This is a genomic window from Frateuria sp. GZRe14 (assembly GCF_051900395.1).
GTDB classification, from domain to species: Bacteria; Pseudomonadota; Gammaproteobacteria; order Xanthomonadales; family Rhodanobacteraceae; genus Frateuria_A; species Frateuria_A edaphi.
The window spans coordinates 1890812-1917377 of the sequence record NZ_JBHZGJ010000001.1; the positions used below are offsets into that span (position 1 = coordinate 1890812).

Here is a 26566-nt window from a genome sequence, read left to right on the forward strand (position 1 = left end):
TCACCGCTTAGAGTTGCATCTGGGTCAGCTGCTGGTAAGCCTCGACCACGCGGTTGCGCACCTCCACTGCGAACTGCATGTCCAGGCGCGCACGCTCCATGGCGATCATCACGTCATGCAGCGGAATGGCTTCGCCCGCCGCCATCGATCGCAGTGCCTGGTCGCTGGCGCCGAGGCTGTCGTTGAGGGCGCCCAGGCCCTCACCGACCAGCCGGGAGAAATCGCCGGTCGGGGCGATCGGACGGGGCGCGAGTTCGGGCGCGGGAAGCGCCCCGGATACGGAAGCGATCGCGTCGATCATGCCTGGTCCTTGCCGATCTCGAGTGCAGACACGAGCATGTTCCGCAGTGTGTTGAACGCCCGCAGGTTGGCCTCATAGCCACGGCTGGCCGAGACCAGCGTGCCCATCTCCGTGACGAGGTCGACCTTGGGGTAATGCACCATGCCGTTGGCGTCGGCCAGCGGATTGGACGGATCGCGCACAAGCCGCTCCTGGCCCCCGGCCAGCCCCAGCGCCGCACCGAAGTCGCCAGTCCGGCCGGTGGTGGTTGCCTGGCCCGACGCGATGGGCGTATTGGCGATAGCGATGTCGCGCGCGGCGTTCTCGATCCGTGTGCGCTCGAAATCCAGACCGGCTCGGCTGACGGCAAACAGGGTGTCGTAGCTCATGTCGTTTACTTCCCGCTGATGGCCAGTTGCATGAGCGCGAAATGCCGGCTCAATCCGTCTGTCAGGGCGCGATAGGCCAGGCCCTGGGTACTCAGTTCCGCCACCTGATCATCCAGGCTCGCCGCGTCTGCGGCGCCCGACTGCTCGACCTGCCCTCGCAAGGACGCCTGCGAGATGGCCTGCAGGCGGGCTCCAGCCCCGGCATCGCCCCTGGCTGCGGCGCCCAGGGCACCAAGCGCATCGGCGAAGTCGGCCTGTTGCAGCGTGGCTCCCGGGAGGTTGGCGCGGGCTATATTGGTGCTGGCGATCTCCGCGCGTACCTGGGCCAAGTCCAAGCCGAGGCGCACCGCTTCGGTAGTGATGTCCATGATTCCCCCTGTTACTGAATGACCAGCTCGCCGCGCAGCGCGCCCGCGGCCTTGATCGATTGCAGGATGCTGATCACACCCTGCGTGTTGATGTGGATCGTGTGCAGCGCCGCCACCAGGTCGGTGACGGTGGTCCCGCTGGGCATTGAGACCGAACGGGCTGGCGGTTCGTCGACCTTGATCGTGCTTTGCGGGACCACGGCCGTGCCGATGCTCCGCGACGGCCGTCCGTAGATGCCGTCCGGCTGCGAAACGAGGAAGTCGGTCTGCACTTCGATGCGCAGGTCGCCCTGGGTGATCGAGACCGCGCCGATGCGCACGTCGCCGCCGGCCACCACGCTGCCGGTGCGTTCGTTGACCACCACGCGTGCGACCTGGTCGGGCACCACCGGCACGCTCTCGATCTGCGCGATGGCGCGTACGAGGTTCGCTGGCGCACCCGGGAAGCGCACCGTGATCTTCCCCGCATCCTGCGCAACGGCGCTGACCCCGGGAATGTTTTGCATGAGCGATTCGGCGACCCGCTCGGCCGTGGTGAAGTCCGGCTGGTAGAGCACCACGTCCAGGCTGTCGGCATCGCCGCCCAGGCCAAGCGGTGCCGCCCGCTCGACCGTGGCGCCGTTGGGGACGCGCCCGACCGTCGGATGATTCTTCTGCGCCAGGGTGCCGAACGATTCGACGACGTAGCCCCCCACCGAGACCGGACCTTGCGCCAGCGCATAGAGCTTGCCGTCCGGACCTTCCAGGGGCGTGAGCAGCAGCATGCCGCCGGTCAGGCTGCGCGCATCGCCCAATGAGGAGACTTCCACGTCGAGCTTCTGCCCGGATTCGGCGAACGCGGGCAGCGTGGCCGTGACGATCACTGCCGCGACGTTGCGGGTGGAGAGGTCGTCCGGTGTCACGTTGATGCCGTAATGGCTGAGCGTGTTCGCCACCGACTGGACCGTGACACGGTTCTTGGACGAATCGCCCGAGCCGGACAGGCCGATCACGATGCCGTAGCCGGTCAACGCGTTGTCGCGCACGCCCTGGATGCGTGCGATGTCCTTCAGGCGCACGCCGGCGTTGTCCGCCGCGGCGACCAGCGGCAGCAGGACCAGAAGAAAAACGATGATGCGGATGCCTCTCACAGCAACCTCAACCACTTGAGAAAGCGATAGATGGCACCGTGCCGCTGGGCTTCGGACACATCGCCCTGGCCGGTGAACTCGATCTGCGCATCGCTGATGCGGTTGGACGGGATCAGGTTGGAGGCGAGGATGTCTTCCTCCCGCACCAAGCCGCTTAGCGCGATGTGCTGCTGCTCGCCGTTGATGGTCACCGACTGTTCCCCGCGCACGTGCAGCAGACCGGTGGAATCGACCTCCGTTACCCGCACCGCCAGTTGCGCCTGCAGGGTGCCGGCGCGCGAGGTCAGGCCCTCGCCCTGGTCGGAGCCGCCCAAGCCGAAGCCATAGGGGTAGTTCCCACGCGGCGTGCGCGCCTGCGCCGCCAACTGCATGTCGTGCGAACCGTCGGTGTTGGCGCTGACGCTGGCGTGGGCCGTCTCCACCACCACGACGGTCAGCATGTCGCCCACGGCGTGCGCCCGGCGATCGGCGGTGAGCGAGCGGTAGCTGTCCGGCTGGATCATCGAGCCGGATGGCTGCGACTGCGCCGCCGCAGGCGAGGCAGACATCACCGCTAGTGCGGCAAGCAAGAACGATTCAACGCGCAATTTCGACCACTCCCTTGCCCGCCACCCTTGCCTGCACGGGACTGTCCGCGCCGGTCGCAAGAATGGCCACCATCTGTCCTGTGTCACCCGCGCCCAGCGCCGTCCCACGCGTCAGCATGTGGATCCCGCCATAGCGGACCAGCACCGTCACCTGCTGGCGGGCTTCGACATCGGGTATCGGCTCGAAGTCCTCCTCCAGCACGGGTGCACCCGCCAGCACGGCACGCCTCAGGCGTTGCCCCTTCAGCGTGGACAGCGCATGTGCCGGGCGCCCGTGCAGCGGTGCCACATCCACTTCCGCCTGGCGGGTCTGCAACGACGCGACGGGCGTTCCCTGTCCGGTATCGGCCGCATAGACGGCCAAAGACCGTTCGGCGTGCACCGCAAACCAGACGGTCTCGGTCTTCGCGCGGCGCCCCGGCAGCGATACGCGGACTGCGACGGCCACACGCGATCGTGGCCACTGCCCGGACGGCGGCCGGGCCTGGATCCGCACCGTCCCGGCCGGCGCCGCTATGTCTGCCGGCGTACCGATCACCTGCAAGTCCAGCCGCGTGCCAGCTTCCAATGGCAGCGTTCGCAAGGCCGCCTTGGCCGCGTCCACCACGCGCGCGGCGGCCACCGTCTGCTGCGCTGCATGGGCGGGCAGGAATGGGGCAAGCAGCAACAGCGCGAGCATGACCAGGAGTCGCATAACGATCAGCGGCGCAGATTATTGATCGTGTCCAGGATCTCGTCCGCGGCCTGCAGCACCCTGGCGTTGAGCTGGTAGGCGCGCTGCGCCAGCACCAGCGAGGTCATCGACTGCACCATGTTGACGTTGGACTGCTCGACCATGCCCTGCGCGATGGTCCCGTAGCCGGCATCCTGCGGGTGGCCGAGCGTCGGATCGCCCGACTTTTCGGTCGGCACGAAGGCGTTGCCGTCCACCTGCTCGAGGCCTTCGGGCGATGCGAACATCGCCAGCTGGATCTGGCCAAGCTCGGTCGGTTCCGTATCGCTCCCGAGCAGCGCCGTGATGCGTCCGTCGCGGCCGATCGTCACCGAGCGTGCGTCCGGCGGGACCTGGATGCCGTCCGCGAGCCGGTTGCCGCCTACCGTGGCGAGGTAACCCTCGTTATCCACGTGCAGCCGGCCGGCACGGGTGTAGACATGGTTGCCGGTGGCATCGATGGCTTCCAGGAAGCCTTGGCCCTGGATCGCCAGATCCAGCGGATTGCCGCTCTGGACGAGGGCGCCCTCGGTGAACACGGCACGCGTATCGAGCACTTCGATGCCGGCGCCCTGCCCGTCCGTGGATGCGCCCTGCTGCACCTGGTCAGGCGAGAGCGCGGCCACGTTGGCGAAGTTGACCTGGGACTGCTTGAACCCCGGCGTCTGCATGTTCGCCATGTTGTTGGAAATGGTGTCGATCTGGGTCTGCGAACCCTGCAGCCCGGAGGCGGCGATATAGAGCGCGTCGATCATGGGAGTGCCTTCAGCCGTTGTCGCCGATGTGGTTGATGCCGGCCTGCAGCACCTGGTCGTAGGCCTCCATCGCGTGTTGCAGCGATTGCGCGTGGCGCGTGATTTCCATCAGGCGGACCATTTCGGTGCCAGGGTCGACGTTGGACTGCTCGAGGGCGCCGACATGCAACGTGCCGTTCCAGTCTCGCGTCGGCCCGGCATAGGCGTATAGGCCGCCGCCGAGGTCCTGCAGTTGCTCGGGCTGGGCGACATCGACGATGCGCAAGCGGTCGACTACGCGCCCACCGTCGACCACCGAGCCGTCCGCGCGGATGGTCGCCGCGGGACCGAGCGTGATCGGCCCGCCCTGGCCGAGCACAGGATGCCCGGCCGGATCGATCAATTGCCCCTGGCTGTCGATGCCCAGCTGGCCCGCGCGCAACAGCAGCGTGCTGCCGCCGGCATCCACCGTGAAAAAGCCCGCGCCTCGCAACGCCACGTCCAGCGGGCGGCCGGTCTGCTCGATCGCGCCGTTGCCCATGTCCAGGCGCACCCGCGGCCCGGCCAGCGCGCCACTGAAGTCGGGCGCCAGCTTCTGCGCGCGATAGCCCGGCGTGCGCAGGTTGGCGATGTTCTGGCTGGCCACATTGAGGGCGTCGACGTCCTGACCCAGGTAGCGCGTGATGCTTGCGATGGTGGTGTCCATGGTTCTCCTTCTCTGCTCAGGCCGCGACCGGGACACTGGAGCCGACCGTGCCGAACGCGCGCACGACCGCATGGGTCGGCACTTCGCTGACCGCCAGCACGCTCACGTGCGGCAGGCTGCGCTGGATCAGCTGGCGCAGCGGGCGGCGGATGCTGCCAGAGCACAGCAGAACCGGCAGCAGGTTGCGTCCCATCATGGCCTCGGCCTGCCTGGCGAGGCTCGAGAGCAACGCCTCCAGTTGCGCCGCGTCGCTGAGCAGCACCGCGCTGCCTTCGCGCTGGCGCACGGTTGCCACGATGGCGCGCTCCAGGTCCGGCGCGAGCGTCAGCACGTGCAGTTCGCCCTGCGCGTTGCAGAGCTTCTGGCAAATGCCGGGGCCAAGCCGCTCGCGCACCCGCTCAGCCAGTTCGTCGCCCTGCTTGGTCGACTTGCCGGCATCGACCAGCACTTCGAGGACGGTGTCGATGTTGCGGATGCTGACCTGCTCGCGCAGCAGCTGCTGCAGCACTTTTTGGATGTCGGTGTAGGACATCACGCCCGGCACCAGCTCATCGATCAGCGAGGCCTGCGTTTCCCGCACTCGCTGCACCAGTCGCTCGGTCTCGGCACGCGTCAGCAGGTCGGCCGCGTGGCGCTTCATCAGCTCGCTGAGGTGCGTGACCATCACGGTCTCCGGATCGACCAGCGTATAGCCGGCGCCGCGCGCGAACTGGCGCTGCACGGGATCGATCCACAGCGCCGGAAGGCCATAAGCCGGATCGCGCGTCTCGCGTCCTTCCAGCTTCGCGCGCTTGCCGCCCGGGTTGATGGCCAGCAGCGCGTCCAGCCGCAGCTCGCCCTGCCCGGCCCGCGCACCTTGCAGGTGGATCTCGTAGCCGTGCTCGCCGACCGGGCGATCCTGCCGTACCTGCACGGGTGGCATCACGAAGCCGTAGTCGAGTGCGAATTGTTTGCGGAACAGCGCGATGCGCTCGGTCACGTCGAGCGACTTCTCGCGGAAGCCGGCGGCCAGCGCGGTACCGATCCGCAGTTCGATGGCGTCGACCTGCAGCAGCCGGTAGAGATCCTCTTCGCGGTTCACGGGTATCGCCGGTAGCTCTTCCGGTGCGGCTTCTTCCTTGTCTCGGTTGCGCGAAGCCAGCCAGGCCCCTGCCACCACCACCGCCAGCACCACCGCAACCGGCCAGGCCGGAAGACCGGGCAGGACCAGCAGGCCGCCCAGCGCCACCGCGACGATGGCGAGCGTGCGCGAATTGGACAGCACCTGGCGCGCGATCTCGGTGCCTAGCTGCGCGTCGGTGGCGGCGCGCGTGATGATGATGCCGGTGGCCACCGCGATCACCAGCGCGGGAATCTGCGTGACGATGCCGTCGCCCACGGTCAGCAGCGTGTACCGTTGCGCCGCGTCACCCCAGTTCATGCCCTGCTGGACCATGCCGACGGTCAGGCCGCCGACGATGTCGATCAGCATGATCACGATGCCGGCAATGGCATCGCCCTTGACGAATTTGGTCGCGCCGTCCATCGCGCCGTAGAAGTTGGCTTCCTTCTCGATCTGGGCGCGGCGCCGGCGGGCCTCGTGCTCGTCGATGAGGCCCATGTTCATGTCGGCATCGATGCTCATCTGCTTGCCGGGCATCGAATCCAGGACGAAGCGCGCCGCGACCTCGGCGACGCGCTGCGCACCGTTGGTCACCACCACGTACTGGACCACCACCAGGATCAGGAACACCACCAACCCGATGACGTAGTTGCCGGCCACGACGAACGAACCAATGGCGTGGATCACCCGCCCGGCCTCGCCGTGGCCCAGGATCAGGCGCGTGGCCGAGATGTTCAGCGCGAGCCGGAACAGTGTGGTGATCAGCAACAACGAGGGGAAAGTCGAGAAACTCAGCGGCGTCTCGGTAAAGAAGGTGATCAGCAGCACGAGCAGTGCCGCACTGAAGTTGAGCACCAGCAAAAAGTCGAGCAGCGGCGATGGGATCGGCGTGAACAGGATCACCAGGATCCCGATCATGCCGAACACCAGCGCCAGGTCGCGCTTGCCCGCGGTCAGTTGGCGCAGCAGCGGCGTCATGTGCGGATCCGGTTGCCGGGACGCGACATGAGCCAGCGGTAGACGGGCGCCAACTGGCTGAACAGTTCGGCCGGCACCGGCTCGTCGATCCCGCACTCGCGGAACAGTGCGCGAGCAAGTTCGGGCGAGCGCAGCATCGGCACGCCGTGGCGCTCGGCCAGCTTGCGCATGCGCGCGGCAACGCGGTCGCTGCCCTTGGCCAGCACCACCGGCGCACGCATGCTGCTCGGCCGGTAGCGCAGCGCCACGGCCAAGTGGGTCGGATTGGTCATCACCACATCGGCCTCGGCCACGCGGCCGATCGCGCGCGTGCGCTTGAGCAGTTCGGCGGACAGCCGACGGCGTTTGGAACGTATCGCCGGGTCACCCTCGTGGCGCTTGGATTCGTCCTTGATGTCCCGACGGCTCATGCGCAGCTTGCGCGAGTATTCTCTTCGCGAGAAGAGCACGTCGACCACGGCGAGCAACACCATCAGCGCCAGGAGCCAGGTGGCGACCGTGCTGAACACAGTCAGGGTCAGACGCGGGAGCTGCATGGAGCTTGCCAGCGCCATCGAGCCCACCATCAGCGTCAGCTTGCCCAGGGCGTACCAGGCCAGCAGCGCCAGCGCGCTGACCTTGAAGGCCAGCTTGGCCAGATCCCACATCGTGCGCATGCCGAACAGGCGCTTGATCGCCTGCGCCGGGTTCATGCGCGTGAAATCAGGCTTGAGCGGATGCGTGCTGAACACGAAACCCGTCTGCAGCACATTGGCGGCTACCGCCACGACCACCATCGCCAGTACCAGCGGCACCAGGGCCTGACCCACCGGCGCGAACGCTGCGGCGATCCAGCGCGCCAGTGCACCCCCGGGCACCGGCGCATTGCCAGCCAGTTGCAGGCAGTCGCGCAGTGCGGTGGCGCAGGCACGGGCGAGCCGGCCGGCCGTAACGACCAGCGTCACGCTGAAAGCCAGCAGGATCAGCGTGCCGCCGAACTCCGCGCTGCGCGGCACTTGCCCGCGCTTGCGCGCTTCCTGCAGGCGGAATGGAGTCGGCTGCTCGGTCTTGCTCTGCTCGCTCTCGGACATGGCGTCAAGGCCCTCCGGTCGAGATCGCGCCGAAAGCCTGCGTGAACACCCGGCCGATCAGCTCGGGCGCGTAACGAAGATCGGCGGCGAGGAGCAGGAGCGCGGCCGCGATCTTCAGCGGCAACGCGACAAAATAGATATTGGCCTGCGGCATCGAGCGGCTGGCGTAGGCCACCGCAAGGTCGACGCCGAACAGGCCGAGGATCACCGGCGCCACCACTGCCAGGCCGAGCAGGAACTGGCTGCCCAGCAGGCCCACGAAGGTGCCCGGGGTGATCGCCAGAACGGCGCTCCCCAACGGCGCGAAGTGCGTGGAGGCCAGAACCCAGCGCAGCAGGAACAGGTGCAGTCCGAGCGAGAAGAACACCAGCGACACGACCCATTGCATGGCCGTTCCGGTCATCGACTCCATCGTGCGGACCGCCGGATTGAAAATGCTTACCGCTGATGCGCCCGACTGCACATCGACCACCTTGGCCGCCATGCCGATGGCCGCGCCCGGCAGCATCACCGCCAGCGCCAGCGTCAGGCCCATGGCCATTTCCCCGAGCAGCGCCATGCCCAAAACGATCGGTTGGTCCATGCCGGCCAGACCCGCATGCACGGGGGCCACGCCTGCCGTCAGCAAGGCCAGCGCCAGCAGCAGCGCGAGCCGCACAAACACCGGCACGAAGGCGAACGGCGTCAACGCCGGCACGGCCAGCACCGGCAGGAACCGCGCCGTAGCAAGCAGGAAACAGGTGCGCGTGAGTTCGAGTCCGGCCACGGCTACATCCCTGCCACCGAGGCGATCATCTGGCGCGCGAACGCCACGATCACCGACATCATCCAGGCGCCCAGGCCCAGAAACACGACAACGACCACCACCAGCTTGGGAATGAAGGTGAGCGTCATCTCCTGGATCTGAGTCACTACCTGCAAGATCGAGATCAGCACGCCCACCACCAGGGTCGCGATCAGGATCGGTGCGGAGACCTTAGCTGCCGTCAGCAAAGTCTGCGCCAGCAGGTGCATGGCGGTATCGGCGTCCATGTCGGTCGAGGTGGCTTTTCTCAGGCGCCCGTCATCTGCGCGCGCAGGCGACGCAGGAACTCCAGTGGGTCAGTTTCCTGCGCGGCCGGAGTCTGGGTCACGATCGGCGCCACGAGCGCCGCCGCGTCGGCGTCGCGACCGTCGGCGAGCAGGAGCAAGGCCTGGGCGTAGACCGCGCTGCGGCCAGTGGGGTCGAGTCGGCGCGCACGGACGATGGCCGCTTCGGCTTCTGCTACCTCGCCGCGCAGGGCGTGCAGGACGGCGAATCCACCATGGGTTTCACCGAAGCCACGGTCGAGCGCGAAGGCCTTTTCGTAACTCGCCTGCGCACCCGCAAGATTTCCCAGCAGCAGTTGGCACCACGCCAGCGCGTGCCAGGTACCGATGTGGCTCGGCATGCGCACCACCGCCCCTTCCAGCAGGCGGCAGGCTTCCGGAATATTGCCGCCCAGCATGTACGACTGCCCCAGCCCGGCCACCGCACGTCCCGCTTGCGGATGGCGCTTTGCGGTCGCGCCGAAGACGGCGATCGCTTCGTCGACGCGCTGGCTCCACAAGGCCAGTGTGCCGGCAGTAATGCCTGCCTCCAGTTGGGTCGGGTCATGCGACAGTGCCGCCAGCGCGGTCTGCCCTGCTTCCTCGAAACGGTCGAGGTCGAGCAGCACGAGAGCGCGGATGCCGCAGGCCTCCGCATCGCCGGGACGCTGCGCCAAGGCAACGTCGATACCCGCGAGTGCCTCATCGAGGCGGCCTTGCCAATGGAGCAGACGTGCCTGCAGATGCTGGGCCTGCGGCAACGGCGGATCGGTTTGCAGCGCCGGCTGCAGGGCTTCGGCTGCGATATCGAAATGGCCTTGGGCGAATTCTGCGTAGGCCAGGTCGTGATGGATCGCCGGGGCGTCGGTACCCAGAGCGAGCAGACTGCGCAGGACGCCCGCTGCTGCGGCAGCCCGACCGGACTGCAACAGCGTACGAGCCTCGAGGAACAGCACACCATGGTCCGCTCGCGTAGCCGGCGGCAGATCTCCGATGACCTCGAGCGCGTGCTCCGTGTGTCCGGCCGCCAGCAGTTGGCCGAGCAGGTCGGCAGCCAGCACCGTATTGGTGGGGTCCTTCCGAAGGAAGGCTTCGAGTTGGTCCAGCCCAGGCATGTAATCCGTCACTGTATTTCTCGCACACGCGCCCTTGCGGCCGCGCACTGCGGTGTCGCCTGATCCATGGCGCCGTTACCCACCGGCCAACGCCCCCCTGTCTGTCCCGGCCGCCCCTCTGCGTTGCCCGCAGCAGCCGATTCGGGACCCTGTTCATAAAGTCTCGACGACTACATGCAGCCTGTCAAGAGAAAAGGGGACAGGAAAAAGACGGGCAGCGGAACGACCTCCAGAAGCCGCTTGCGCGGTCGTCCAGGGGGGCGCGCTGGCGCCTGCTCACCAAACGTCGAGGCGATTTCCCGCAGGAAGTCGCCGCTTCCCCAAGCCCTGCCCTGCCGCGTGTGCATGGCCAGGGCCTCGTCGATCTCGCGGCTGCGTTCGACGAGTTGCCGATACCGATGCATGCGTTCACCATCGCTCGGGCCAAGCGCGGCGTACGCAGCATGTGGGGTGACGAGTCGATCGTCCGCCCCATACGCGTTGCACGCATGGCTGGACCAGGACTGATCCATGGCCTGGAAGGAAGGGTGCCCCGCGCCTCGCTCGACGTGGCCGCAGGCGAGCAGGATGTGTCGATGGCCGCCCACCGGGCAGGACAGGTAGCGACCACGCCAGCAGGCACCACGCTTGCCGATGCGTGCGTTTGCATAGCGCGCGTACGTCAAGCCCACTCGTCGCATAACTCGCGCCACGGCGCCGGGCACGCGACCGGTCACCAGCAGTTGCACACGCGAGGCAGCAAGCGCGTACGCGTGGATATCGCAGCCAGCCGCGCGGCTCGCGTCGCCCAATAGTTCCAGATAGAACCGGCAATCGTCAGCACTTTCGAAGACCGTAGCGTCATCCGCGCCGACTTGCATCACATGCTGGGGTATCCCTTCGATGTCCAAGCGTGGCTGGCGAGGCATAAGGCCTTTGGATGTCGGACGGTCGCGCCTCAAGGCCCGACCCACATGAACTGCCCTGCAGCGACTCACATTTCGAGCCGTTTTGCTGCTGTGGCTTGAAATGAAAGACCAGTCCGGCGCGAGCTGCAAAAGTTTAGGTTCGGCAGAAGGCGGATCGATCAAGAGCGCGATATGGACAAAAAGGTCGGTGCCCACCCGACGCCGAGTTTCTCGCTGATAGGTGTATCGCAGCATTTCCATCCACAGTGGAATCGGACCACCTAACGAGCGCCATGGGCCGCGTGGGCCAGTCCCACGTGCAGGCATTCAATCCGAGGCACAAGCGCTGCGGCGCCCTCTGGCAGGGAAGATTCAAGTCGTGCCTGGTGCAGAGCGAGCGCTACCTCCTGACGGTAATGCGCTACATCGAGCTCAATCCGGTACGCGCGGCCATGGTCGCCTCCCCCCCCGAGGAGTACCGCTGGTCGAGCGTGCATACGCACTTGGCCCGCGCACGCGCCCCCCACTCATCACCCCTCACCCGCTCTACCTCGCCCTTGGGCGCGATCACGTGGAACGGGCTGATGCCTATAAGCGATGGCTGGATGCCGGCATTGCACCGGATGACCTGCAACGCCTGCGCGTTTACGCCAGCCAGGAGCGTGCGCTTGGCGATGAGCGCTTCCGGCGGATGGTGGAGACCGCATTGGGGCGACCTGCCGCCTGCCGGCCGCGTGGGCGGCCGCGGCTAGTGAGTGGCAAGGGTGAGGATTAATTAGCCACGCCCCCTTTTATTGGTTGGCACGGTTGCCAGTCCTTTTGTGTGGTTGGGAGTTTAGGGGGCTGGCACTCGTTGATTGCTTGCAGCGGCGAAGTGAAGGCTCCCTGTCTGCTTAAGCTGTCGGGCCGACCAGCGTCAGAAAAGTGCACTCGGACCCTGGTTTTTTGAAGTACATTGATCGCCTGCAACGATAAGACGAAGGTTCTGTGTCTACTGAGCGGGGGAGGCAGCAATTAACCCCCCGTCCCCTTTGGCGCGGGGACGAGATGGAGGCGCTCTGTCTGCTGAGTCGGTCCAGGGCTGCATTAATTCCCTCCGTCCCCTTAGTTCTCCCCTTTAGTTCCGTCCCCTTTAGCTGCCCTTTAGCTGCGTCCCCTTCAGCTGTGCTGCGCGAAACACTATCCGACGACGACCTGGTTGCCATCCGCGCCCATCTCCAACAACAGCGCGCGTTGGTCCGGGATGATTTCCGCGCCATGGTCGAGGCCAAGACCCGCCGCCTCGCAAGACCCGCCGCCTCGCCGGTATTCGCCATGCCCACCGGCCGCCACGCCTCAGCTAGCTCAGGTAAGTGAACCTGACCCCGTTAGCTCGCCCCCCCTTTAGCGGGAAGGGCTATTCGGACAGCTGACGACATAACATCACACCTACCCAGAAATTCCGCCATATTCGCGAAATCTAAGCCAGAAGCAAAGTACTAGCCATATAACACCATACCACCCGATGGTTGCCCAAGAAGAGCCCGGAGCACCATTCACTGCATATGGGGCCAGCGCCACAAAAGCAAAGACAAAAATAAGTGCAACCATCTTCTTTTCCATCACTCGACTCAGAAAAGAAAAATTTGCAGTGTCTTTTTTTGCCACCCCCGACAGCCACCAGGCCAACAATAAGCCAAGCGGAACTATAACGCACCCAGAAACTGCAGCCCTATCGGAAAAAGGGTTTCTAGGAATTTTTGGACCGAATGAGCAACAAGATGAAAAAAAAGCCGGCAAATCGAGCCCGAATATTTTTAATCCAAAAACAAAGGCCGAAATAACCGTGCTCGCCAAGAAAAAAAGACCCATAAATCCATAGAAGTCGTCGTGTACCTGCGATTTTTCTCTCCAAGAAAAAGCAGCATAAACGAAGTAAAGTGGCCGGATTAGAAATGACATTTTTTTTCTAGCAAAATTGTCAAATTCCATGACCAGAGCCATATTGCCACGGGAACGCTTGGATGGCGGACTTGGCGTCCAAAAAATGCTTCACGACTACATCGTCTCCATTGTAATAGAGCGCACGCCACCCGCTTTGATCTTCACCAATTGGGCCAATATAGCGAGGCGTGTAATGGTAAAAGGACACTAGCGTATCCGCCACGCCAAAGGCAAGCCCGACAGGGCTGAGTCCTTCAAAGGCAAAGCCAGCAAGTGTCAGTCCAGCGCTGAGATAGAAGTGCCCCTGATCAAGAGAGTCATCGTGGTCCATTGACAACCATTCGGAAACGATGCCTGCACCGCCCGCGAATCGACCCGCTTTCTCCAAAAGCGGCGCGTATTTTCCAACATTGAAAGAAATGGATGCATCACGCGCGGCTTCGGAGCCAAGGCTGATAGAAGTAATTCTTGGCGGCGAAATGCCGTTCGGTAAGTTTCCGTTGCCAGACACCACCATACTTCCGAACAATGAACTGTTTGATGCCCAAGAGATATTCAAGGCGCCTTTTTTTGCAAACGCCTCTGCAATTTCGGTTACGCCGCCTGTAACGTTGCTAACCAAGTTAACATCGCCCCAGCTCGGTAGAGCAGATGTAATGTATTGCAGGAGCGTGACGCCACCCGCGAGGGTATTGTTGTCACCTGCGTTCGCTGTTGCGATCTCGACAGGAATCAACTTCACATCTATAGCAGCAATCTCGACTTCCGGCAGGCCGAGGGGGACGGGCGCCGTTACCTGGATAGTCTCCAACGTCTTAGGGGTCTCCGGCCCAAATAAAAAGCCATTACGTTCGCCCATTTCGTTTGTAGCATTATTGAGCGCCAATACCTCGCTCACGCTTAGCTGGCGACCATACGGCATGGATTTCCACAGTGCATTAAGCATCTGAAGTGAATGAGGGTCCTTAAGATCGCCGGCCTGTTGGCGCGACTTGCCATAATTTAGCCACCCCTTATCGTAAATTATTTGCTCGGCAATTGTGTCTCTGTTTCTTTCGAAACCCTTTTGCGTAACATCAAAACGGCGTGGCAAGGGTTGCGCAGACCTCGGCAACGAGGGATCACTGATCGTCTCGTAGGTCGCTAGGGAGTCTTGTAGCGCCTGGTCTGATTTGAGATCCGCAGTCACAGAGACTGTACTCAGTGTTTCGACATAATCATCCTCGTCCGGCTCGACCCAATACCGCGCCAGAGGAATTTTTGATCCAGGATCGAAGGTGAGCCCGCCCCCGGCAGCCGAGTGAGCTTGTCTGTGCTGGTAGCCGTTGATTGTTGCCATCGTTGCGTTGGCAAGCGTATTCCCAAATGCATCCTCAACGATCTGTCTGCCGTTTTTGGCGTCACCACCCAGCAGACGTGCCGTTTCACTCTCGACAGCCCCATCGAAGAGATTGCCACCTACTTTAGCCATATAGTCACCGGCTTCTGTGGTGCCCCATCGGGTTTCCAGCGCAGTGGGAACGCCCATGGCCGCCGTCGCGGTCGTCGAAATGGCTGCTGCCGCGACGTTAGCCCAGCTGAAATGTGCGGGCTCATGGACGAACCTGTTGCCAAGGTAGCCGCCTACGCTACCGGCGGCTCCCATTTCGGCGATTGCAGTGTAATTGCCCGCTTCCTTAAGGGCAGCGAGATTTGATCCGCCGCTGACGTAGCCAGACAAGCCCGCCGTAATGCTTGCTGCGAGACCTGAACCGAGCGCTTGCTTCAAAGAAACACCATGGGATACGCCCATAGCGTCGCCCACGACCTGGCCCGCAATACTGCCCACGAAGCCGCCTGCCGCTGCGGCAAGCATGCCGGTAGCCGTGCTGCCGATGGCCGCGGCAAACGATCCGGCTCCTAAAGCAAGCGTGCCGCCCGTCATTGCGGCACCGCCAACAGCAGCAGTGCCCGAAACGACTGCAGCACTCGCGCCCGCGCCGGTCACGGCCCCCGTGGCACCCATTGCAGCCGCAGCCGCACCGGCCGTCATGACTGCCGCCACTATGACAACCGCGATAATCACAATCATCGCCAGCGTGTTGCAATGATGACTACTCGGCGGCGGAGGCGGCGGCGCATACACACTCGGTGGGGTCGTACTACCACTGACCTCCGAAGCGTTATACGGCTTGAACGTCGTAGCGTCGTTGCTGCTCGTAGTCACCTGCGGGATCGTCAGCGACTGCCCCGGCACCAGGTCCTCGTCACTCGACAACCCGTTCGCCTGCGCGATCACGTACCACAGGCTCGCATTGCCGTACTGGGCCTGCGCGATACTCTTCAGCGAGTCGCCGAACTGCGTGACATACCCCGACGTACCCGTCTCGCTGTTGCTGAACGCCGTCAGCCCCTCCAGCACGTGGATGCCGCCGCCCGCGTCAACATTGGCCACCTGCTGGCCGTTGACGTAGGCGTAGTACGTCATCCCTGCCCCACCCTGCGGGATATAGGTTCCGCCCGAGACCGTGCCGTCGCTCCGGCGCAGGATCTGGCCGTTCGCGTCGTAGGCGAAGGCTCGGCCGGTATCGGCCATCGATCCGCTTGCCATCTCCACGTGCTGCAGGATGGCGATGCGGTTGCCGAAGTTGTCGTAATAGCTCGTGTCGGTGGCGGGCTGGTAGTTGGTATCGCTGCTGTGGCTGGTCGTCCTCTTTTCGAGGTAGCCATCCTTGAGCATGTAATCGACGTGGTAGAAGTCGGTCCGACCTGTCGTGGCGTCGTAGTACTGGTAGTCGGTGACGTTGCCCACCGCGTCGTAACCCGACCCGACGGTTCCCGCTTCCGTCTTGTAGGTGACCTGGTTCTGTAGCGTCATCCCGCCCCAAGTAGTCGCGTTCACCCCGGGCAGCGTGGATGGGGGCGTGGCCAAAGCCCCGGTTCCATCCCATGAAGCAGCATGCCCAAAGTTTTGCTGCTGCTTCAAATGGCCATTGTGGTCATATTGATAGATGGTGGCCGAGGCCAGCTTTTGGCCGACAGGTGTGCCGTCGTACACGCCTTCCGCCTCAAGATCCGGATCGCGCTTGTAATAGGGCATGTTGGACCCGCCGATCTCGGTGCCGGCGGCATAGAACTGCTCGATCGCCCTAAGATGACCCGCGTCATCGTAGCTGCGAAGTTCCTCGACGCCGCGGGAGGTCCCGCTCGCGGCCGAATAATTGGCCTGAGTCAGCTGGCTCCTGAGGTTGTAGAAGGACTCCTGGGTTAGAGCGGTGCCTGATGTGTCCAGGATGGTTCGCAACGTCGCGTTGCCGGCGGCGTCGTAAGCGAGACGGTAGGACGTCGGATCCTTCGTCAGAACGATGCTGCCACCAGCGAGCGAGCCGTTCGAGATCTCGACACGGTTGTCCTCGTCGTACGTGAACCAGTACGACTCGATGTCCGCGCTCGTGGGCGTCGTCGTTCCCGTACCACCCGTGCCGCCGCCACCTGTAGAGCCGCCACCCGTGCCCGGATCATCCGGGTCGTCAGGCGGGAGCATCATGGGCGATAGCGCCATCTCGGCGTCCGTGGTGCCTGTCTCGGAGTCGTCAGTTACGGGCTGGGCTTCCGCTGCATCTGCGTCCAGAAGGGACTCGTCAGCCACAAGCTCGGGCGAATAGCCCGGGTCGGACGATTCCTGTTGGAGAGACATTTCCGGATCGAGTTCAGCGACGGCCATGTCGTCCGAGGTGGACATGGTCGCCATCATGGACGAGGTCCCGGCGCTGTTACTGAGGGTGAACTGCGCGGTGGCGGTGCCGTATGAATTGGTCGCAATGACCTCGATCCGGTAGCTGAGGTCGTGGTTGTAGGTGTCGGTAATTTCGTTGGTGAGATAATCCAGCGTCTTCGGCGTACCGCTGATCGTGCCGTTGGCGCTGATGGCCAGGCCCACCCGGCTGATCGAGACCCATTGCGCCGGCACAGTAATGGTGTCGCCGGTGGGCAACATGGAGGGACTGGCCATGAACGACGTCCCCTTCAGGGAGGACGAGCCCGTCATGGCGGTTGCCATGAGCGGATCTGAGGTGAGCTGGGTCAGTTGATGCTGCGGGATCAGCACCTTGGCCGTGTAGGTGATCGCCTGTCCGCCGGGCGAGGTGAAGGCACCGGTAGGCATCGGAATGCTCAGGTACTTGCCGATGGTTCCGGTCTTGTTGGTGTAACCCCCGTGGTACACCGGCGGCAGCGTGGCCACCTGCACCGTGATCGTGAACGTTTTGGTGGTCGATAAGCCTTTGCTGTCGGTTGCCTTGTAGCTGACGGTGAAAGTGCCGGCCTTCGTGGGCGCCCCGGAGAAGGTGCGCGTACTGGCGTTGAACACGATGCCCGGTGGCATGCCCGTCGCGCTGTAGGTGATCGCGTCACCGTTCGCGTCGGTGGCAGCCGGACCTTGGAAGCTGGCCATGGTGACGTTGGTCGTGCCGGTCTTGTTGGCGGGCGTACCGAGCACGGGTGCGACATTGGCGACCGCCAAGGTGAAGGTTGCCGTTGCCGTGTTGCCTTCGACGTCCTTCACGGTCAGCGTGAAGCGCCAGCTTCCGGAAGCGGGTGCCGTGCCGCTGAATACGCCGCCGGAACGGCTCAACCAACTCGGCCACGTCGAGCCGTCGGCCATGGCGACGCTCCACGTCAGGCCAAAGCCTAGCTTGTCGTGGAAGAACGTGGACGCGTCGAAACGGTAGGTCGCGCCAGGCTGTGCCGTCTGATTGGACACCGTGCCCACGGTTACCGCCGTGCCGGACATATCGATGTCTGTGTAGCCGGCATTTGAGCCGTTCTGCACGTATACCGCACGACGGTTGCCGACGGCGTCGTAGACATAGGCCGTCCGAACGATGCCCTTCCCGCTGGTGACGTTCTTCTGGGTGACGACCGAAAGCCGGTTATGGCTGTCGTATTCGGCCAAGGTCTCGAGCGCGACGCCCGCGCCGGCTCCGTCGGAAGTGGTCGTCACCGTATCCACCACATTGCCGTTGCCGTCATAGGCATACGTAGTGGTATTGGTCACGGTGCTATCGATCTTCTCCGTGACCTGCTTGACACGACCATTGGCGTAGTACAGGTAGCCGATGGAGCTCGCCGTGCCGACCACGCCGGTGAGGTAGTCGGGCTTGTCTTGCCCTTGATTGTCAGGATTCCAGGTGCAGGTCTGCGCGTTCAGGAGACCGGAGTCGGGGTCATACGTGTAGGTGTAGGTGGCGTTGTGCAGATCATGATGCGAGCGCACTCGCCCGAAATAGTCGTACGACCACGACTGGTGATCATTGTTGGCCGTGGTTTCGCCCGTTTTGTTGCCGTTGACGTCGTAGGTAAAGACCTCAGACTTGCCAAGGTCGGCCTGCTCCTGGGTCTGGCTTTGCAGTACACGCCCCTGGCTGTCGAACGCATAAGTGCTGTAGCCGAGCGCATCGGTTACCCTGCGCCGATTGCCGTTTTCGTCCAGCACATAGGTCTGGAGCACAACGGTAGTGCGCGGCGTGCCTGACGACTGCAGAACGAAGTCACCCTGCTGAACGATGTCGTCGTCGCCGTTATAAACGTTGTAAGTGATATGTACGTCCGCGTCCGCGCCAGCGACCGAGCCGGTGTGGATGGTGGGCGTCTGTGCGGCCACGGCTCGGCCCAGGGCGTCGTACGCCGTGTAGCTGATCGCGCCGGTACCATCCTGGACCTGGGTCAAGTGGCCGACGGCATCGTACGTGTTCGAGACGCTATGGCTGTTCTCGTCCGTGGTGCGCGCGAGCAGACCATTGAGGTCGTAGTACCAATACCGTTTCGGAATCTGGAACGAGCGCACACCCGTCGCAGAGACCACCAGCACCTCGGGCTGGGTTTCCAGGATGCAATGGTTCTGGCTGTCGTAGAGGTAGGTCGTAAGGGAGCCACGTCCGTCAGTACTGGTCAGGACGTTGCCCCAACGGTCGTACGTGTAAGTGGTCTCCACCGCCGCGTTCACACCGGCAACTGCGGTATTGGAGGGGGGACGGATCCACGTCGCCCGCCCATCCGGGTCGAGGACGTAATGGGTCCAGGTACGGCCGGCCGCGGCACTGACGTCGCTGCCGTCGAAGGTGAGGTGCCCGGCAAGGTCGTAGTAGTAGGTATGGATTGCGCCCGTACCGCTGGCTGGTGCCGTGGTCAGCTGACCGGCTGCGTTGTAGGAGAAGACGGCTTCGTAGCCATCGGCGCTATAGCCGTTCTTGACGCCATCACCCCTTGCGGCCACTTCACCGAACGCGTTGTATTTGACGTAGACGGCGCTGTCCGTATGGCTATCACGTACGGTGATCGTGCTGAGGCGCTGCCCCACGTTGTCGTAGGTTGACGTGGTGGTGACAAGTTGCGAATCGGCATTTGTCGTCAGGTTGTACCAGCTCTTGGTGACATTGCCGGCCGCGTCGTACGCAAAGTAGTACGAGGTGTTTGTAGCATCGACTTCGAGGACCTTTCGGCCAAGGTTGTCGTAGTGGTCGATCGTCGTCTGCGTCACACTTCCCGCGGATCTCACCGTGCGTACGGCATTCCCGAGGGCGTCGTAGGTGAATGTGGTGACCGGAGCGACGTCGGCGTAGAGCGAGGTGTTCGAATAGTCGGACAGGTCCAGGCTGGCGTCGTTCTTGAGGCTCGTCTGCCAACCACTCGCCAAGGCCTTGCGTGTGGGCTCGGTGACGGACTGCACGTGGCCGAGAGCGTCGTACACGGTCGTCGTGGTGGCGCCGTTGACGGTTACTGTCTTGACCCTGTCCTCGCGGTAATAGGTGTAGGTGGTGAGTGTGCTCGCTGAGACGAGGCTCGCCACGCCGTTGATGTAGTTGAAGCCTCCTTTCAGGCTCTCGCTGGTCTTTCGGCCCACGGAATCGTAGTCATAGGTGATCCAGCGGTCGTAGCCGCTGGCGCCGCCGCCCAGCGCCGGTACGCCCGGCACGGTTTCGGTTGATAGCGAGCTGGTGTCGAGACGATTGGCGTACTCGACTCTCGTGGTGACTCCCCCCGCACCGTTGTAGATCCATCGGGTCTCGTAGCCCAGCGGGTCGACTTGCTTGACCTTCTGGTTGCGGACGTCGTAGTAGCTGAAAGTCGTCGCCCAGACCGCGTCCGAGTAATTCGCCTGCCCGGGCGCGCCATAGGCGTCCTGCATCAGCACCGAGGCGCTGGTCAGATTTCCGTAGGCGTCGTAGGTGTAATTGGTCGTCGGCTGGCCGGTATCCGCGGTGCCGCCGCCGGGCCCCATGGCCAGCACGTAGGTAATAGCCGATTGTTGTACCTGCACCTTGTTGTTGCGCAGGTCGTATGTGGTCGTCAGCGTGCGGTCCGCCGTGGAAGCGGCCAGGCCCTGGCTGATCTGGCTGACCGAAAGCGGTGAACCTTTCGCCCACCCGCTGATCTTGCTGATATCAAGTGGCGTGGCGTAGCGGGAAACGCCTGTTACGTTCCCGTAGGCGTCGTATGTGTAACTGGTGACATACAGGACCTGGTGTGCGTCGTCTGCACCGGCGTCCTCTACTTCGAAGGCGACCTGGCCGCGAACGTCATAGGCCTTGTATTGGTACTTGCCGCGCACGTCCTTGTTGACGACCGCGTGACCCAGCGTGTCGTACGTGACTACAGCAGTGGTGGCGCCCAGCCCGGTGGCGTGGAACACACCGGCGCTGTCAACGGAACCGGCGTCGGGATAAGTCGTGCGTACTTGATGGTTCTGGCTGTCGTAGGCGTAGGCGATCTTGCGGGCGACGGTGGTGGCGTCTGCCTCGGTACGGCTGGTCACGTTGCCGTTGTCGTCGTACGCGTAACGCGTGACGAGCCGCACGTCGGCTGTCGTCAACGTGTTGCCGGTGGTGAAGGTTGCGACCTTCGTAAGAGGCGCGATTTCGGTCTCGAGCCGACCGGCCGCGTCATAGGTGTAGTTCCAGGTATGGCCGTCGCGATCCGTGTAGGAGTCTTTGAGGCCGGTTGCGTTGTAGGTGTATGACCGTGTACCGGCTCCGTCCGCGACCTCCCGTATCCGGCCGGCGTGGTCGTAGTCGGTCGTCGTCGTGCGCGTGCTCGAACTGTCATTGGCCGCACTGACTGCTGAGGCTACCCGAGCTTCGTCGAGTACCGAAGGCAGCGCGATCGCGTTGAGGTAGACCACCCATCCGGTCACGCGACCATCGGCGTCGTATCGCTGTTCGGTGACGTAGTTGCCCGCATCGACGGTGTAGCGCCGATGACCAGCCGTGTCGTAGACGTAACGGGTGGTGTGTGCGGGTGTGCCGACCAGCGACGCGGCGACGCTTTCGCTGGTCAACTGGGGGGCGAGCGCACCGCTGGCGAGCGGCAGTGTCTTGCCATACGCAGTCTCGCTCAGCACCTGGCCCGCGGCATCGTAGGTGCGTCCGGTGACGACGCCAACACGGCTGCCGCCGACCTGGTCCTGTCGTACAACGTAGGTCAACCGCCCGTCGGCGTCATACAGGTTGAGAGTCGCCTCGGCGCTGGCTTCGCTGTTGCCGGCGGCGATGATCAGTGCAGCCATGTCGGCGTCGGCGGTGCCAGCGACCAGCTTGTCCCACATTCCGGCGTTGGTGAACGCCTGGGCGCTGACCAGATGGGCATAGGCGACGGTCTCGGCAACACGGCCGTCGGCGTCGTAGGTCGTCTCGGTGACGTAACCTTGCGGATCGACGGTGTAGTGCACGCGTCCGCCGGCGTCGTAGACCGTGTAGCGGCGTTGGTCGGTGCTCGCCTGCGTCACCAGGCTGGCAACATCGTCCAGGCCAGGGGCCAGCGTAAGTCCGTCGAGAGGGATGGGTGTGGCATAGGTACGGGTGGCGGTCACCCGCCCGTCGGCGTCGTAGAACGCCTGCACCACCGCACCCACCGGTGTCGAGGTCACCGCCGGATCGTAGGCGGACGTGATGGTGTAGATCCGCTCGTTGCCCTCGTCGTACACGTATCGGGTGATGTACCCCATCGGGTCCGTGACGGCGAGCAGATTGTCGTTGCCGTCATAGGTATAGACGGTTGCAAGCGCCTCACCCTGCGGGTCGACGATCGTCTGGGTGCGCCGGCCCAGATGGTCGTATTTATAGGCCGTGGTGCGCGCCCCGGTCGAGCCCTCACCTTCGGTGACAGTGAGTTGGCGGCCGGCGCCATCCCAGGTCCAGGTCGTGGTGCTGGTCAGTGCGTGAGCGTCGCCCACGTCGACGTCCTGCACCATGGACAGCACGTTGCCGTCGGCGTCGTAACTGTAGGTGGTAATCGCGCCGGTGGCGTCGGTGACCTTGATCTGCTGGCCACGGCCGTCATAGGCATAGGTAGTCGTCTGTGCCAGACCATCCGGATCCACCGTGCGGGCCAGCACGCGGCCCGCGGCATCGTAGGTGTAGCTCACCGCCCGTCCGCTGGCGTCGGTATGCCGGTCGAGCTCGCCCAGGGCGTTGTAGTGGTCGGTGCTGGCGTGTCCAAGTGCGTCCGTGGTGGTCACCAGGCGGCCGTTGCCATCGGTGTCGAAGGCGTAGGTGTAGGTGGTGCTGCGGCCGGTCGCGTCCGTGACGGTGGTGACGTCGCCGTAGGCGTCACGCACGGTAGTCAGGGTCACGCCGTCCGGCGTGGTAACCACGGTCGTGTGGTTGTCTGGATACGCGTACTGGGTGACCGCACCCATCGCATCGATCCGCTGCACCAGCCGCTCGAACGCGTCGTAAACCGTTTCGACCGTACGCACGGCGCCCTGCACTGTCTGGCTCGCCAGCACAACGCGCCGGCCCTGGTCGTCGTGCTCGTAGGTGTAGCTGACTACGTGATCACGCGCATCGGTGGTGCTCTGCAGCCGCCCGAAAGCGTCATAGCTGGCCTGTGTGACGCGGGCCAATCCGCCCGCGTCCTCGAGCGTCCGTGCAACGTGCCCGCGGGCGTCGTAGGTGTAGGTCGTGGTCGTGCTGTTGTTGGCGTCCAGCGCTTGACCGGGCTCGCTCAGCTGGTTCTGGCGCGCCACCAGCTCACCGAAGGCATCGAACGCCGAGGCGACGCGGTACCCGTCGCCATCGGATTGCAGAACGGCCGCGCCCCGATGGTCGTAGACCGCCGCGGTATGCGCGTCATGCTCCGGATCCGCTATCGCGGCGACCGCTTCGTCGATCGCCGAGAGCGACGTCGTGGTGTCCAGCCCCAACGCCACCACGTCCAGGCGCGCCGCGAAGGCGGTAGTGCCGGTGACGTCGCCGAAGGCGTCGTATTGCAGCTGCGCGACTTCGCCGAGCGCGTTGGGCACCCCGTTCGCATCGGCAATGCCGCGCACGGTATAAGCGAGCCTTCCCGCAAGGTCGTAGAAGTACCAGACCTGATCGCCCTGGGCATCGGTAGCCAGGACCCGCTGACCCAGCGCGTTGTACCGGTACGTGGTGGTGACGTGGTTGCCGTCAGTGCTCTGGACGACCTCACCAAGGCCATCGACCTGTGCGCTGGTGCTGCGTACCTGCCCGCCCGGCTCCGCCGGCGTGGTGACCGTGCCGGTGAGCTGACTGGATGCGCTGTCGTAGGCATACACCGTGACCGCGCCATCCACCGCCGTGCTTTGATGCAGGCGTCCGTCGGCGTCGTACTGCCGGACCGCGGTCTGGCCCGCCTGGCTGGGCAGCAACGCGACCAGCGCCGCCGGACTTTCGTGGCCGGTCAGCGTGGTCCGCTGATCGGAGGTCAGCGGCGCCGCGTAGCGGGTCGTGATGGTGGTGTGGTCGGCTTCGTCGTGGGTGGTGACGGTGAGGTAACCGTCTGCGTCCAGTGACGCCACGGCCCGGCCGGCAGCGTCATACCAGGTCCGCGAGACCGCATCGTCGTCGCTGGAGGACACGGCCGCCAGCACCGCTGATAGCGCCGGCGTGTCGCCGAGGAGATCGAGCTGAGCGGAGTCCAGGGCTGTGGCATACGTACAGGTGCGCAGCGCGCGCCCGGCGCCGTCGTAGGCGATCGTGCTGACGTAACCGGCCGCGTCGAGCGTGGCGACCACACGGCCTGCCACGTCGTAGAAGGAGTACTGCGTCCTATCCTGTTCGCTGGCCACCAGCCCGGCCTGAAGCGTGGTTACGTCTGGCGTGGTCGCCAGGGCCGCGCGGCTGGCCGAGTCCAGCGCGGTCGCATAGGCGGTACTTGCCACCGGATGCCCGGCGCCATCGTAGGCGTAGGTAACAACGTAGCCTTCGGCATCCACGGTGGCCGACAACAGGCCGGCGGCGTCGTAGACCCGGTAACTGGTGCGGTCCTCGGGCGCGGGCGCAGGCAGGATGGCAGACAGGCCCGCCGGCAACCCTCCGGTTCCATTATCCATCCAGCCGGCAGTGTTGATCCGCTGCGCGTAGGCGGTCGTGGAGACCATCCGGCCGCCCGCGTCGCGCTGGTATGCGACGACTGCGCCGGTCGCATCGACCGTGCCCGACACCTGCCCCGCCGCATCGTAGAACGTGTACGTGAAAGCGCCGCCGGCGTTCTGCACCGCGCGCAACTGGCCCTCGGCATCGTAGAAGTACCGGACGGTGCGCGGGGCCACGTCGGTCGCGGACTCGGTCACCGCGACGAGGTGGCCGGCACTGTTGCGGACTTCGGTGTGCACATGGCCGTTGGCTTGACTCACGCGCAACGTACCTTGGGCGTCGTCATAGCTGTAGGTGGTGGTACTGCCATCGACCGCATCGGTGCGCGAGAGCAGCCGTCCCAGCCCGTCGTAGCCGTAGGTCACCGACTCCTGCACGCTGCGGTCGGCTCCGCGCAGCGTCATCTGCTGGCGCAGTAGGCCCTGGGCGTCATAGACATAGGTCGTGATGGACGCGCCTGTGTCGGCGACGCCATTGCCCTGCGCGTCAACGGCGTCGAACACGGTCCTGCCGGCCAACCGGCCCGCCGCGTCGTAGCGGTACTCGGTGAGGGCGCTCCGGCCAGTGTCCTGAGCGGCTGCCCAGGTATCCAACTGCCCGAGCGTGAGGGCCCCTTCCAGCGCGACGCCGCCGAGGTCATACGCGGTCGCCGGATAGGTGCGCTCCTTCACCAACCGCCCCTGCGCGTCGTACTCGCGCGCCTGTACGCCCCCGACGGGATCGATCGAGTAGCGCAGTCGGTCGCTGGCGTCGTAGACGTAGCGGGTGGTGGATGGTGCGCCTGGTGCGCCGGCGTCCGCCGCGTCGGTGCCTTCCGGATCGGCGACCTGGTAGACCGTGCGCGTCAGCAGACGATCGGTGGCGCTGTAGGTGGCAGTCACCGTATGACCATCCGCGTCGCGTTCGAGCACCCGGTTGCCATGCGTGTCGTAGCGGTAGATCGTGGTGCGGCCAAGCGCGTCGGTGACCGAAGCGAGGTGGCCGTCCGCGGTGTAACCGTACGCCGTGACTTGCCGTTGCCCGTTGACGGCCGGCGAGGTTACCGACGTCAGCCAGTCCTGTGCGTCGTACGCGTAAGTCCAGGCCCGGCCGCTGGCATCGGCCACCGTGGTGGTCCGGGCCTGCAGGTCGTAGCTGAAGTCCTGGCGTTGCGCGGCGGCGCCTGTGCCTAGCGTCACCGATGCGATTCGCCAGGCGCCCTGTGCGTCTTGTGCGTAGGTATAGGCAACCGCGATCCCGTCGCCTTGCTCCAGCGAGGCCAACCGGAGGCTGTCGCCGTCGTAGGTGTAGTGGGTGGAGAAGTTCTGCGTGTCGGCGCCGTCCGACGGCGTAAGGTCCGTCAGTACGTCGGTCAGGCGGTTCAGCGCGTCGTAGCCGTAGGTGACCCGGCCGATCACCTGCGCGCTATTGCCGCCCGGCGGAATTTCGCAGGTCGACAGCGTGGCGACCCGACCTTCGGGGTCGTAGCCGATGAGCAAACCTTCGCCCAGGCCATCCAGCACACTGACCAGTTGGTGCGTGTCCGTGTGGTACTCGAGACTGAAGGTAGTCCCAGTGGTCGGGTCCTGTAGCGTGCGCAAGATGCCTGCGGCGTCATAGGCCTCGTGGACCTGGGAGGAGCCGTCGACATAGGTCCAGGACTGGGCATTCGCATCCCAGGCAAGCGTGTCGTGGGCTCCCGCACTGGTGGTGCCCACGTAGAGGCCACGCACCTGGTCGTACGTGAACAACTCTTCCTCGCCGTCCCCTCCGGTGCGGGTCACCGTGCTGCCGGTTTGGCCAAGGCTGCCAGTGAGATTGCCCACGTGCCGGTCGAGTCCCAGCAGCCAGGCTCCCCCGCCGATGTCTCCCGCGCTACCCAAGCTGTTGTACGTGCGCACGACGCGCGCCAGCAAGCCTTGGGCGACCAGCTGCTCGTCCTGGTTGGTGAGAATCAAATTGCCGGTGGCGACGTTGACGTATTGCGCTACGCCGCTCTGGCCCAGTCCGGACTGGCCACCAGGCCCGAGCACCGACGCTGACGTTCCCAGAAGCCCAAGCCCGTTGCCCGAAATCACCGCCACCATGGCATTCCCCTTGTCCGATAACCGGATGCCCGACCCAGTGCCGGGCTGTCCGGGGGCTAGTCCAAGGAGTGCGGAA

General features: G+C 64.6%; 17 protein-coding genes. 1 reads left to right on the forward strand and 16 read right to left on the reverse strand.

From position 1 onward, the window contains the following. Positions 1-7: 7 nt before the first annotated feature. The 14 genes from fliE to ACFWZ1_RS08825 all read right to left on the reverse strand — a co-directional run bounded on the left by fliE (position 8) and on the right by ACFWZ1_RS08825 (position 11129). Positions 8-301 (reverse strand): flagellar hook-basal body complex protein FliE, encoded by a 294-nt coding sequence (gene fliE, locus ACFWZ1_RS08760; protein ID WP_439666115.1) that lies wholly within the window; start codon positions 299-301, stop codon positions 8-10. Continuing rightward, entirely contained in the window at positions 298-669 is a 372-nt protein-coding gene (locus ACFWZ1_RS08765; RefSeq protein WP_439666116.1) for a flagellar basal body rod protein FlgC, read from the reverse strand. Before ACFWZ1_RS08765 ends, fliE begins: the two co-directional genes overlap by 4 nt. Before the next feature lie 5 nt (positions 670-674). After that, on the reverse strand, positions 675-1037 hold the full coding sequence (locus ACFWZ1_RS08770; RefSeq protein WP_439666117.1) for a hypothetical protein: 363 nt from the start codon (positions 1035-1037) through the stop codon (positions 675-677). An 11-nt stretch (positions 1038-1048) separates the two neighbouring features. Next, positions 1049-2167, reverse strand: a complete 1119-nt coding sequence (locus ACFWZ1_RS08775) for a flagellar basal body P-ring protein FlgI (protein ID WP_439666118.1) — start codon at positions 2165-2167, stop codon at positions 1049-1051. Beyond that, positions 2164-2715: a flagellar basal body L-ring protein FlgH gene (locus ACFWZ1_RS08780; RefSeq protein ID WP_439666119.1), complete on the reverse strand. Its 552-nt coding sequence runs from the start codon at positions 2713-2715 to the stop codon at positions 2164-2166. The genes ACFWZ1_RS08775 and ACFWZ1_RS08780 overlap by 4 nt, the downstream gene beginning before the upstream one ends. A 28-nt stretch (positions 2716-2743) precedes the next feature. Further along, complete coding sequence (gene flgA, locus ACFWZ1_RS08785) at positions 2744-3433, reverse strand: flagellar basal body P-ring formation chaperone FlgA (protein WP_439666120.1); 690 nt, start codon at positions 3431-3433, stop codon at positions 2744-2746. A 20-nt stretch (positions 3434-3453) separates the two neighbouring features. Next, on the reverse strand, positions 3454-4221 hold the full coding sequence (locus ACFWZ1_RS08790) for a flagellar hook-basal body protein (RefSeq protein ID WP_439666121.1): 768 nt from the start codon (positions 4219-4221) through the stop codon (positions 3454-3456). Between the two features lie 10 nt (positions 4222-4231). Then, positions 4232-4906, reverse strand: a complete 675-nt coding sequence (locus tag ACFWZ1_RS08795) for a flagellar hook-basal body protein (protein ID WP_439666122.1) — start codon at positions 4904-4906, stop codon at positions 4232-4234. Between the two features lie 16 nt (positions 4907-4922). Continuing rightward, positions 4923-6986 (reverse strand): flagellar biosynthesis protein FlhA, encoded by a 2064-nt coding sequence (gene flhA / locus ACFWZ1_RS08800; RefSeq protein ID WP_439666123.1) that lies wholly within the window; start codon positions 6984-6986, stop codon positions 4923-4925. Next, positions 6983-8056 (reverse strand): EscU/YscU/HrcU family type III secretion system export apparatus switch protein, encoded by a 1074-nt coding sequence (locus ACFWZ1_RS08805; protein WP_439666124.1) that lies wholly within the window; start codon positions 8054-8056, stop codon positions 6983-6985. Before ACFWZ1_RS08805 ends, flhA begins: the two co-directional genes overlap by 4 nt. A gap of 4 nt (positions 8057-8060) precedes the next feature. Continuing rightward, the gene (locus tag ACFWZ1_RS08810; RefSeq protein ID WP_439666125.1) at positions 8061-8822 is read right to left on the reverse strand and encodes a flagellar biosynthetic protein FliR; all 762 of its coding nucleotides are present in this window, start codon (positions 8820-8822) and stop codon (positions 8061-8063) included. A 2-nt stretch (positions 8823-8824) separates the two neighbouring features. Beyond that, positions 8825-9088, reverse strand: coding sequence for a flagellar biosynthetic protein FliQ (locus ACFWZ1_RS08815; RefSeq protein ID WP_439666126.1), 264 nt, complete (start codon positions 9086-9088; stop codon positions 8825-8827). Positions 9089-9108: 20 nt separating this feature from the next. Then, positions 9109-10239 carry a tetratricopeptide repeat protein gene (locus ACFWZ1_RS08820; RefSeq protein WP_439666127.1) on the reverse strand — a complete coding sequence of 377 codons (1131 nt, stop codon included), beginning with the start codon at positions 10237-10239 and terminating at the stop codon, positions 9109-9111. Positions 10240-10409: 170 nt separating this feature from the next. Next, complete coding sequence (locus ACFWZ1_RS08825) at positions 10410-11129, reverse strand: transposase (protein ID WP_439666128.1); 720 nt, start codon at positions 11127-11129, stop codon at positions 10410-10412. A gap of 290 nt (positions 11130-11419) precedes the next feature. Here ACFWZ1_RS08825 and ACFWZ1_RS08830 point away from each other — a divergent pair, with 290 nt between their 5' ends. Continuing rightward, positions 11420-11878, forward strand: a complete 459-nt coding sequence (locus ACFWZ1_RS08830; protein WP_439666129.1) for a transposase — start codon at positions 11420-11422, stop codon at positions 11876-11878. A 676-nt stretch (positions 11879-12554) separates the two neighbouring features. On the opposite strand, the gene ACFWZ1_RS08835 is transcribed toward ACFWZ1_RS08830, so the two are convergent. Together ACFWZ1_RS08835 and ACFWZ1_RS08840 are read right to left on the reverse strand one after the other, a co-directional pair. Beyond that, complete coding sequence (locus tag ACFWZ1_RS08835) at positions 12555-13097, reverse strand: hypothetical protein (RefSeq protein WP_439666130.1); 543 nt, start codon at positions 13095-13097, stop codon at positions 12555-12557. Continuing rightward, entirely contained in the window at positions 13087-26490 is a 13404-nt protein-coding gene (locus ACFWZ1_RS08840) for a putative Ig domain-containing protein (RefSeq protein ID WP_439666131.1), read from the reverse strand. Before ACFWZ1_RS08840 ends, ACFWZ1_RS08835 begins: the two co-directional genes overlap by 11 nt. Positions 26491-26566 lie beyond the last annotated feature (76 nt).

Excerpts from the sequence above, each read along its gene's own strand:
- fliE (WP_439666115.1), bottom strand. The coding sequence starts at position 301 with ATGATCGACGCGATCGCTTCCGTATCCGGGGCGCTTCCCGCGCCCGAA.
- ACFWZ1_RS08765 (WP_439666116.1), bottom strand. The coding sequence starts at position 669 with ATGAGCTACGACACCCTGTTTGCCGTCAGCCGAGCCGGTCTGGATTTC.
- ACFWZ1_RS08770 (WP_439666117.1), bottom strand. The coding sequence starts at position 1,037 with ATGGACATCACTACCGAAGCGGTGCGCCTCGGCTTGGACTTGGCCCAG.
- ACFWZ1_RS08780 (WP_439666119.1), bottom strand. The coding sequence starts at position 2,715 with ATGTCTGCCTCGCCTGCGGCGGCGCAGTCGCAGCCATCCGGCTCGATG.
- flgA (WP_439666120.1), bottom strand. The coding sequence starts at position 3,433 with ATGCTCGCGCTGTTGCTGCTTGCCCCATTCCTGCCCGCCCATGCAGCG.
- ACFWZ1_RS08790 (WP_439666121.1), bottom strand. The coding sequence starts at position 4,221 with ATGATCGACGCGCTCTATATCGCCGCCTCCGGGCTGCAGGGTTCGCAG.
- ACFWZ1_RS08795 (WP_439666122.1), bottom strand. The coding sequence starts at position 4,906 with ATGGACACCACCATCGCAAGCATCACGCGCTACCTGGGTCAGGACGTC.
- flhA (WP_439666123.1), bottom strand. The coding sequence starts at position 6,986 with ATGACGCCGCTGCTGCGCCAACTGACCGCGGGCAAGCGCGACCTGGCG.
- ACFWZ1_RS08805 (WP_439666124.1), bottom strand. The coding sequence starts at position 8,056 with ATGTCCGAGAGCGAGCAGAGCAAGACCGAGCAGCCGACTCCATTCCGC.
- ACFWZ1_RS08815 (WP_439666126.1), bottom strand. The coding sequence starts at position 9,088 with ATGGACGCCGATACCGCCATGCACCTGCTGGCGCAGACTTTGCTGACG.
- ACFWZ1_RS08820 (WP_439666127.1), bottom strand. The coding sequence starts at position 10,239 with ATGCCTGGGCTGGACCAACTCGAAGCCTTCCTTCGGAAGGACCCCACC.
- ACFWZ1_RS08830 (WP_439666129.1), top strand. The coding sequence starts at position 11,420 with ATGGGCCGCGTGGGCCAGTCCCACGTGCAGGCATTCAATCCGAGGCAC.
- ACFWZ1_RS08835 (WP_439666130.1), bottom strand. The coding sequence starts at position 13,097 with ATGGAATTTGACAATTTTGCTAGAAAAAAAATGTCATTTCTAATCCGG.
- ACFWZ1_RS08840 (WP_439666131.1), bottom strand. The coding sequence starts at position 26,490 with ATGGTGGCGGTGATTTCGGGCAACGGGCTTGGGCTTCTGGGAACGTCA.